The organism is Pseudomonas sp. SST3 (genome assembly GCF_003325755.1).
In genome coordinates, this window is sequence record NZ_QORI02000078.1 from 1 (window position 1) to 5309 (window position 5309).

At 60.0% G+C, this 5309-nt stretch carries 6 protein-coding genes; 4 read left to right on the top strand and 2 right to left on the bottom strand.

The genetic code is table 11. The annotated features are described in order from the left end of the window. Nucleotides 1-134: 134 nt before the first annotated feature. The gene (locus DQ405_RS23725) at nt 135-800 is read right to left on the bottom strand and encodes a polysaccharide lyase family 7 protein (RefSeq protein WP_014720275.1); all 666 of its coding nucleotides are present in this window, start codon (nt 798-800) and stop codon (nt 135-137) included. A gap of 313 nt (nt 801-1113) precedes the next feature. On the opposite strand from DQ405_RS23725, the gene DQ405_RS23730 reads away from it, so the two are divergent. The 3 genes from DQ405_RS23730 to DQ405_RS23740 are packed head-to-tail and all read left to right on the top strand — an operon-like array spanning nt 1114 to nt 4077. After that, on the top strand, nt 1114-3219 hold the full coding sequence (locus DQ405_RS23730; protein ID WP_168426317.1) for a putative bifunctional diguanylate cyclase/phosphodiesterase: 2106 nt from the start codon (nt 1114-1116) through the stop codon (nt 3217-3219). Between the two features lie 52 nt (nt 3220-3271). After that, nucleotides 3272-3763 carry a M48 metallopeptidase family protein gene (locus tag DQ405_RS23735; RefSeq protein WP_168426318.1) on the top strand — a complete coding sequence of 164 codons (492 nt, stop codon included), beginning with the start codon at nt 3272-3274 and terminating at the stop codon, nt 3761-3763. A gap of 17 nt (nt 3764-3780) precedes the next feature. Beyond that, nucleotides 3781-4077, top strand: a complete 297-nt coding sequence (locus DQ405_RS23740) for a winged helix-turn-helix domain-containing protein (RefSeq protein WP_168426319.1) — start codon at nt 3781-3783, stop codon at nt 4075-4077. Nucleotides 4078-4175: 98 nt separating this feature from the next. Here the strand turns inward: DQ405_RS23740 and DQ405_RS23745 are convergent, their stop codons facing one another. After that, nucleotides 4176-4628 (bottom strand): GNAT family N-acetyltransferase, encoded by a 453-nt coding sequence (locus DQ405_RS23745; RefSeq protein WP_014720271.1) that lies wholly within the window; start codon nt 4626-4628, stop codon nt 4176-4178. A gap of 197 nt (nt 4629-4825) precedes the next feature. Between DQ405_RS23745 and DQ405_RS23750 the strand changes: the two genes are divergently transcribed. Next, the coding region (locus DQ405_RS23750) for a substrate-binding periplasmic protein (RefSeq protein WP_168426320.1) at nt 4826-5309 on the top strand (484 nt) is incomplete at its 3' end.

Here is a 5309-nt window from a genome sequence, read left to right on the forward strand (position 1 = left end):
ATGGCGGTGTGTCAGGCGCCTAGGATAGTGGCTGATGTGCCGCCATCGCGGGCAAGCCCGGCTCCCACAGGGGGCGGCGGTGTGTTTAAGGCTTTGGATTTATCTGGGAAAAATCCGGTGTCTCACGGGACGATTCACTCATGATCAATATCCAACTTCGCAAACGTCACCCGCGCGCCCTCATTGGTGTCGCCCGAATTGTCCTGCACGTACACCCCCGCCTTGAAGTACAACGGCTTGTCACCCCAGGCCGCGCCTATGCGTTCATTCCACTCACTGTCGGCGGCATACACGCTCAGCAGCCCGGCTTTGTTGAGGTTGATCACGTAGGTGAAGCTCTTCTGCAGCGGCACATTGGAGGCGACGATGATCACCTGGCTTTCGGCTTCGTCCGGGCGCATGCGCACTTTGGCGACGATGTTGCCGGTCTGGGTTTTCTCCTTGAATTGGTACTCCAGCTTGATCAACGGTTTCTGGCTGTCGTAGGCGTGGATCTGGCCGATCACGATCTTGCCGGAGGAGGGCACCTGGTTGACGGTGAGGGTGGCGCGCAGGAAGTTGTCGGCTTCGGGGTAGGTCCAGTTACGCAGGCGGCCGTCGGCGTAGGTTTCACGCAATTCGCTGCGTGGGTAGATGGCGTTTTCGGTGCGCGAGCCCGTCACAGGCGTCCAGAACTGCACATCGCTGCCTTCGGCCTGGAAGTATTGATCGTTGAAGCCGCTCATCAGCCTTGGCGTTTCAATCGTCGTGGGTGGGGAGCCGACCGGGATGCTCAGGTTCCAGGTGGAAAGGTCGATCATGGTGTTGGCCTTTTTACAGAGGGTGTAGGCATTGGCCCAAAGGGCCTTCCAGGTTCTTTATAGGCGGTGCGGGTGAGATTGTTAAACAATTGCTGGCAATTTATTGGCGTCAGAGGAATGCCAAAAAGCCATGTTGCCCGTGAACCGCGGGCTACAGGGCCTTACCGTTAGTCGGCTTCCTGGTCTTTGGCACAATGAGGGCACCCACGTCACTTCTGCTTTTTTGGCCGCGCGGCTAGAGTGAGCCCTCAGTGTTTTATCCGGCCTTGGTAGCAAAAGTGACCGGTGCAGCTCCCTAAGGAAGAGACGTAGCATGGATGGCGCTCCGCAACACGACGATGCAATTTCGGTTCTGTTGGTGGTCGATGACTACCCGGAAAACCTCGTCAGCATGCGTGCGCTGTTGCAGCGTGACGACTGGCGGGTGATCACTGCTGCGTCTGGCCTGGAAGCCTTGGAGTTACTGCTGGCCCATGACGTCGACTTGGTGCTGCTGGACGTGCGCATGCCGGGCATGGACGGCTTTGAGGTCGCGCGCCTGATGCGGGGCAGCCAGCGCACGCGCATGACGCCGATTATCTTTCTGACCGCCACCGCCCATTCGCCCGACGCGGTGCTTGAAGGCTACGCCAGTGGGGCTATCGACTATCTGTTCAAGCCCTTTGACCCGCACATCCTCAAGCCCAAGGTGCAGGCGTTGCTCGAGCACCAGCGCAATCGCCGTGCCTTGCAGCGCCTGAGCCATGACCTGGAGTTGGCCCGCGCTTTTAATGCCTCCGTGCTGGATAACGCCGCCGAGGGCATTTTAGTGGTGAGCGAAAACAGTGTGATCGAGTACGCCAACCCGGCCATTTCCCGGCTGTTGAATGCGACGATGGCTGAGTTGCAGGGCGAGAGTTTCCTCAGTTTCCTGCAAAAGCCCCATGTGCCAGCCTGGTTGGGCTTCCCCATGTACGAGGCGTATCGCCGGGGCGAGACGTGGCGCCAACACGACGCCATTTTGCGCACCGGTCGGGGCCAGCAGGTGCCGGTAGCGTTGTCCTGCGCGCCCTTGCCTGTGGAGCAGAAGGCGATGGTGGTGACGGTGCTGGACATGTCCGAAGTACGGCATCTGCACCAGCAACTGGAGTTCCAGGCCGTGACCGACCCGTTGACCGGGCTGCTGAACCGGCGCGGTTTCCATCAGGCGATGGAGAATACGTTGCTGCGCAGCGAACGTAGCGAGCAGGCGCTGGTATTGCTGTACCTGGACCTGGATGGCTTCAAGCGGGTCAACGATACGTTGGGCCATGACGCCGGGGATCGCGTGCTGCGTTGGGTTTCGGAGCAAATGCAGGCGTGCCTGCGTTCCTACGACATTCTGGGGCGCATGGGCGGGGATGAGTTCACCGCGTTGCTGGAGCTGGAGTTTCCCGAACAGGCGGCGAAGATCGCGGAAAAGCTCATCGAGCGGGTTTCTGTGTGCCAGCAGGTCGATGGGCTGGAGGTGATGCTTGGGGTCAGTATCGGCATCGCGACCTTCCCGGATTGCGGCTCGGACTTGAGCGGCCTGCTGCGGGCGGCGGATATTGCCATGTACGAAGCCAAGCGCGCCGGCCGTCAGCAGTATCGTTACTACGACCAGGAAATGAACGGCCGCGCCCGCTCGCGGTTGATGCTGGAAGACAGTGTGCGTACCGCCATTGCCAACAAGGACTTCACCTTGGTGTACCAGCCTCAGGTTTGCCTGGAAGACGGGCGTTTGCGCGGCGTCGAAGCGCTGTTGCGCTGGCAGCATCCCAGCGTCGGCGATGTGCCGCCGGGCCTGTTCTTGCCGCTGCTGGAAGAGGCGCGGTTGATCAACCAGTTGAGTGCCTGGATCTACCAGCAAGTCGCTGCCCAGCGCCAGGCCTGGCAAGCCACCTTCGACCCCGAACTGGTGTTGAGCGTGAGCCTGAGCAGCAGCCAGTTCAACATGCCCAACCTGGTCAACCAACTGCAGCAGATGCTGGAGCGGCATGGATTACAGGCGCGGCAACTGGAGGTGGAAATCGGCGAGGACTGCTTGATGAGTAATCTTGCCGAGTCTACCAAGCAACTCCAGTTACTGCGCCGGATCGGGGTGCGGATTGCCCTGGACGACTTTGGCTGCGGCCAGTGCTCCCTGGCCCATTTGCGCGACCTGGCATTCGATACCCTCAAGCTTGACCCTCAATTAGTGGCGCGCCTGCCTGGCTCGGCGCGGGATGGGGCGATGGCGCGCAGCATCATCCAACTGTGTGAGCATTTTGGTGTACTGGTGATCGCCGAAGGCGTGGAGACTCTTGAACAAACACAGTGGCTCAAGGCCAATGGCTGCGCCCATATCCAGGGGCCGTGGGCGGCGCTGCCGTTGATGGCCGAGGACGTTGCCGGCTGGTCGTACCCTCGCGCGCTTTGAATTCGCTACACTGGCGCCCGTCCCAATTGCGTTGCAGAGCCCATGACCGCGTTTGAAATACCTCCAGGCATACCCCGCCGCGCTCCAAGAGCAAGTGCGCCAACTGATCGCCAAGGACCAGTTGAGGGCTTACCTGGACCAGCGTTACCCCGAACGCCATGGGGTGCAGAGCGACAAGGCCCTGTACGCCTATGCCCTGGCCTTGAAGCAGGAGCACCTGCGTAACGCGCCGTCTATCGACAAGGTGCTGTTCGACAACCGCCTGGACCTGACCCATCGTGCCTTGGGTTTGCACACCACGATTTCCCGGGTGCAGGGCGGTAATCTCAAGTCCAAGAAAGAAATCCGCATCGCTTCGCTGTTCAAGGAGGCGGCCCCGGAGTTTCTGCGCATGATCGTGGTACACGAGTTGGCTCACTTCAAGGAGTCGGACCACAACAAGGCGTTCTATAAACTCTGCCAATACATGATGCCGGGCTACCATCAGGTGGAATTTGACCTGCGTGTGTACCTCACCTGGCGCGATTTGCAGGGCAAGCCCTAACCCCAAGGCGACTGACCATGGATGTGAGCAAGACCAAAAGCAGCTTCTACCGCCGCCTGTACGTGGCGTACTTGATCGACAGCCAACTGGCCAGCAGCGTCCCGGCGCTGACCGAGGCCACCGGCATGCCTCGGCGTACCGCCCAGGACACCATTGCGGCGTTGGCCGACCTGGATATTGTGTGTGAGTTCGAGCAGGAGGACGGTGCGCGTCACCATGCCGGGCGCTATCGGATTCGGGACTGGGGAGCGATTGATCGGGGGTGGATCGAGGCTAATCTGGCGTCGATCAAGCAGGTATTGGACTATCCCTGAAGGTCGGCTTTGGCAGGACTGACGCTATCGCGGGCAAGCCCGGCTCCCACAGTTGAATGCGTTCCAATGTGGGAGCTGGCTTGCCTGCGATGGCGCGCTCAGAGGCGCCGCATACCAATATGTGGAATATCATCTTCCAGGTATTCCTCACCCGCCACCACAAACCCATACCGCCCGTAATACCCCTGCAAGTGCGCCTGGGCCGAGAGAAAAATCGGCGTTTGCGGCCAGATATCCTCAATACGCTCAAGCGCCTCTTCCAGCATTTGATGCCCCAGCCCGGTGCCCCGTGCCGCTGGCGAAACGATGACGCGGCCAATCACCACATCGCCGCCCTGGGTCTCCGGGTCCAGCAGCCGCAGGTAAGCCACCAGCTCGTTATCATTCCAGGCCATCAGGTGGTGGGTGTCCCCCGCCAGGTCCTGCCCGTCGATGTCCTGATACGCGCATTTCTGCTCGACGACGAATACCTCGCTGCGCAAGCGCAGGACGGCATACAGCTGGTCCTTGCCCAAGTCGTCGTGATGTTTGCAAACCCAATCAACCGTCATGATGTGTGCTCTTATAAAGACGTGCCTGGATAGTAAGCGTGACGGGCGCCGCTGTCTAAAATTGACAAATGTGTGAATGGCGTCAATTTGCCATCATTCAGTGCGTGCGCCGTTGGCTTCTTTGTGTAATCTGCAATGCAAGCTTATTGATGAGCTACTGTTATCAGGCCACCGCCTGCCCGCCAAGGACTTTGAGCATGCCGCGATTGACTCGTGCCGTTGCTTTGATCGCAGTGCTGCTACTGGCCCAACCAGTGCTGGCACAGCGTCTGCGTCTGGTGGCGGATGGCTGGCCGCCATTCACCGATGCCACCTTGATCAATGGCGGCTTGGCCACGGATATCGTCAGCACGGCCCTGGCCCGTGCGGGGTACGCGAGTGATTTTGAACAGGTGCCTTGGGCTCGTGCGCTCAAGGGCGTGGGCGATGGGCGCTACGATGTGCTGATCAACGCCTGGTACGACGAGGCCCGCACGCAGTTTGGCCAATTTTCTGCTGAGTACCTGCTTAACCGTGTGCGCTTTCTCAAGCGCAGCGACGATGACATCGTTTATCAGAACCTGGCCCGACTGCACGACGAGACCATCGCCGTGGTACGCGGTTACGCTTACTCGGCTGCGTTCGATCAAGACACCCAGCTACAGAAAGTACCGGTGCACAACTTCGCCATGGCGGTGCGCA

What these genes read in the sequence shown, in the direction of transcription:
- DQ405_RS23730 (WP_168426317.1), top strand. Translation starts at nt 1,114, where the DNA reads ATGGATGGCGCTCCGCAACACGACGATGCAATTTCGGTTCTGTTGGTG.
- DQ405_RS23745 (WP_014720271.1), bottom strand. Translation starts at nt 4,628, where the DNA reads ATGACGGTTGATTGGGTTTGCAAACATCACGACGACTTGGGCAAGGAC.
- DQ405_RS23725 (WP_014720275.1), bottom strand. Translation starts at nt 800, where the DNA reads ATGATCGACCTTTCCACCTGGAACCTGAGCATCCCGGTCGGCTCCCCA.
- DQ405_RS23740 (WP_168426319.1), top strand. Translation starts at nt 3,781, where the DNA reads ATGGATGTGAGCAAGACCAAAAGCAGCTTCTACCGCCGCCTGTACGTG.